This is a genomic window from Saliniramus sp. (assembly GCF_035311605.1).
GTDB lineage: Bacteria > Pseudomonadota > Alphaproteobacteria > Rhizobiales > Beijerinckiaceae > Saliniramus.
Window position 1 is genome coordinate 1 of sequence record NZ_DATGCW010000154.1, and the last position, 3,049, is coordinate 3,049.

At 64.1% G+C, this 3,049-nt stretch carries 2 protein-coding genes and 1 pseudogene; 1 reads left to right on the forward strand and 2 read right to left on the reverse strand.

Going from position 1 to position 3,049, the window contains the following annotated elements:
* Positions 1-9: 9 nt before the first annotated feature.
* Positions 10-144: pseudogene (eno, locus tag VKP01_RS07305) on the forward strand (phosphopyruvate hydratase); the annotation flags it as partial.
* Positions 145-157: 13 nt separating this feature from the next.
* On the opposite strand, the gene VKP01_RS07310 reads toward eno, so the two are convergent.
* Together VKP01_RS07310 and ptsP are read right to left on the reverse strand one after the other, a co-directional pair.
* Positions 158-1,132 (reverse strand): glutathione S-transferase family protein, encoded by a 975-nt coding sequence (locus VKP01_RS07310; RefSeq protein ID WP_324411499.1) that lies wholly within the window; start codon positions 1,130-1,132, stop codon positions 158-160.
* 363 nt (positions 1,133-1,495) lie between these two features.
* Positions 1,496-3,049 (reverse strand): phosphoenolpyruvate--protein phosphotransferase (gene ptsP, locus VKP01_RS07315; protein ID WP_324411500.1); only part of this gene is annotated, 1,554 nt, incomplete at its 5' end.

The window sequence follows — 3,049 nt, forward strand, 5'->3', positions numbered from 1 at the left end:
TTCCCGCCCATGAGCAGTATCATCGACATCCATGCCCGCGAAATTCTCGACAGCCGGGGCAACCCCACGGTCGAGGTGGATGTAACGCTCGAAGATGGCACCATGGGTCGTGCGGCTGTGCCCTCGGGGGCCTCGACCGGCTCGACGCCTGACGCCTTCAGCCGCGCCCGTGCGGCGCGTCGTAATCGGGGCGCGGGTTGATCGGGATGATCCGGTTCGGATTGATGGTGTCGTGGCTGTAATGGTAGTGCCGCACGATGTGGTCGAAATCCACCGTCTCGCGCACACCCGGCCATTGGTAAAGCTCGCGCAGATAGCCCCAGAGGTTGGGGTAATCGACGATCCGGTGGCGGTTACATTTGAAATGCAGGTGATAGACCGGATCGAACCGGATGAGCGTGGTGAAAAGCCGCCAGTCCGCCTCGGTCAGCCTATCTCCCATAAGGTAGCGGTTCTGCGACAGACGCTCTTCCAGCCAGTCGAGACTGTCGAAGAGCGGATAGACGGCGGCCTCGTAGGCCTCTTGTGAGGTGGCGAAGCCGGATTTGTAGACGCCGTTGTTGACGGTGTCGTAGATGCGCTCATTGACCGGCTCGATCGCGTCGCGCAGATCCTCGGGCCAGTAATCGTCGGTATTGCCGGTGATCCCGTCAAAGGCCGAGTTGAACATGCGGATGATCTCGGACGACTCATTCGAGACGATGGTTTCGCGCTCGGTATCCCACAGGATCGGCACGGTCACGCGGCCGGAAATCTCGGGATCGGCTTTGAGATAGATGTCTCGGGCATAGGGCAACCCGTAGAGCCGGTCGCCGGTGGCACCGGCAAAGTCGGTACGGAATTCCCAGCCCTCGGACAGCATGTCGGGATGCACGACCGACACGCCGATGTGATCCTCCAGACCCTTGAGGCTGCGAAAGATCAGGGTGCGATGGGCCCAGGGGCAGGCATAGGCCACGTAGAGGTGGTATCGCCCGCTTTGCGCCTTGAAGCCGCCCTCGCCCGAGGGGCCGGGGCTGCCATCGGCGGTGATCCAGTTGCGGAATTTCGCGGTCGAGCGGACGAATTTGCCGCCTGTCGATTTGGTGTCGTACCAGGTGTCTTGCCAGACGCCGTTGACCAGTTGGCCCATGATGATGCCCTCCTTCTTTGGGGTGAAGGTAGGGGGATGGGGCGGAAGGGATAAGCCGTAGCACCGCGCAGGGGGCGTGCGGGGGTGCACAGGGGGGTGGGGGCGTCTGGAGAGGACCTTAGATTGAAGCACCTGCGCGGAACAAGGCCGAAGGCCGCCGCGCATCGCCGGGCCGCCCCCCGGCACGGCGATTTGGTTGCAACCTGCTCTGAGCTCGGAGGTTTTTCGGGCTTGGCTGATATAAAGCGATACAAAATTGACGTTGGATCGCCGCACCGAGGCCCGTCGATGCGCTGCGTACTGCAACGATCGCTTCAGGCCACCTCCGCCCCACACCACGATCCACCGGGCACCCACCAACCATCACAGTTTGCCGCGCAGATACTCCATCACGGCGGGACGCACGCTCTGCGCGCCGACGCTGCGTTCGGCGTGGATCACGTCGCGCAATTCGCCAAGGTCGATGCGGCGCAACACGCTCTTGACCGGGCCGATGGAGGCCGGGCGCATCGACAGCGTGCGAAAGCCGATGGCGGCGAGGCAGGCGGCCTCGACCGGACGGCCTGCATCTTCGCCGCAGAAACTGAGCGGGGTGTCGAGCGTGGCGCAGCGATAGACGATGCCTTCGAGGAAGTTGAGGAAGCTCACGTTGAGCGTGTCGTAGCGGCGGCGCACGCGCTCGTTCTCGCGGTCGGCGGCGAAGAAGAACTGCTTGAGATCATTGCCACCCACCGAGAGGAAATCGACCTCGGAGTAAAAGCTGTCAGGCGCAAAGGCGAGCGAGGGGGTTTCCAGCATCGCGCCCACCTCGATCAGTTCGGGGATGGGGTGGCCGAGAATGCGCTCGCGCTCCAGCGCCTTTTCCATCTCGGCGCGGGCGGCGGTGAATTCGTCGCGCTGCGCCACGAACGGGAACATGATCGTCAGCGGCCGTCCCCGCGCGGCGCGGATGAGCGCCTGAAGCTGCATGCGCATGACGCCCGGTTTATCCAGACCCACCCGGATCGCGCGCCAGCCCATGGCGGGGTTCGGCTCGTCGGTGGCCTTCATGTAGGGCAGCACCTTGTCGGAGCCGATGTCGAGCGTGCGAAACACCACGCGCTGATCCTTGGCCGCGTCCATCACGCGGGCGTAAAGCTCTGACAGTTCGGCACGCTTCGGCATGTGGTTGCGAATGAGGAATTGCAACTCGGTGCGAAAGAGGCCGACGCCCTCGGCGCCCGAGCTTTCGAGGCTGGGCAGGTCGGCCATCAGACCGGCATTCATCTTGAGCTTGATGCGTGCGCCGCAGAGCGTCTTGGCGGGTTTGTCGCGGATCGAGGCATAGCGCTCCTGCGCCTGTGCCTGCATCGCCATCTTGTCGCGAAACGCCGAGACGACCGAATCGTCGGGGCGCAGATGGGCGATGCCCTGATCGCCGTCGACGAGGATCAGATCGCCGTTGAGCGCCTCTGTGGTGACGCGGGCAGCGTGAATGATCAGCGGAATGGCAAGGGCGCGGGCGACGATGGCGGCGTGAGAGCCGACCGCGCCTTCCTCGAGCACGATCCCCTTGAGGGCGCGCCCGTAATCCAGAAGTTCGGCGGGGCCGATATTGCGCGCCACGAGGATCGGGTCGGCGGGCATTTCCGCGCCGGTCTCATGGCCCTGTCCGGTGAGGATGCGCAGCAGGCGATTGCTGAGATCGTCGAGATCGTGGAGGCGTTCGCGCAGGTAGGCGTCGCTGACCTGGCTCATCCGGGCGCGGGCGGCGGATTGTTCCTTCTCCACAGCCGCCTCGGCCGACAGGCCGCTGTCAATGTTGCTCTCCATCCGGCGCATCCAGCCCTTGGAATTGGCGAACATGCGATAGGCTTCGAGCACGTCGAGATGTTCTTTTTCGCCGCCTCTTGCGGAGCTGAGCATGCGGTCGACGCC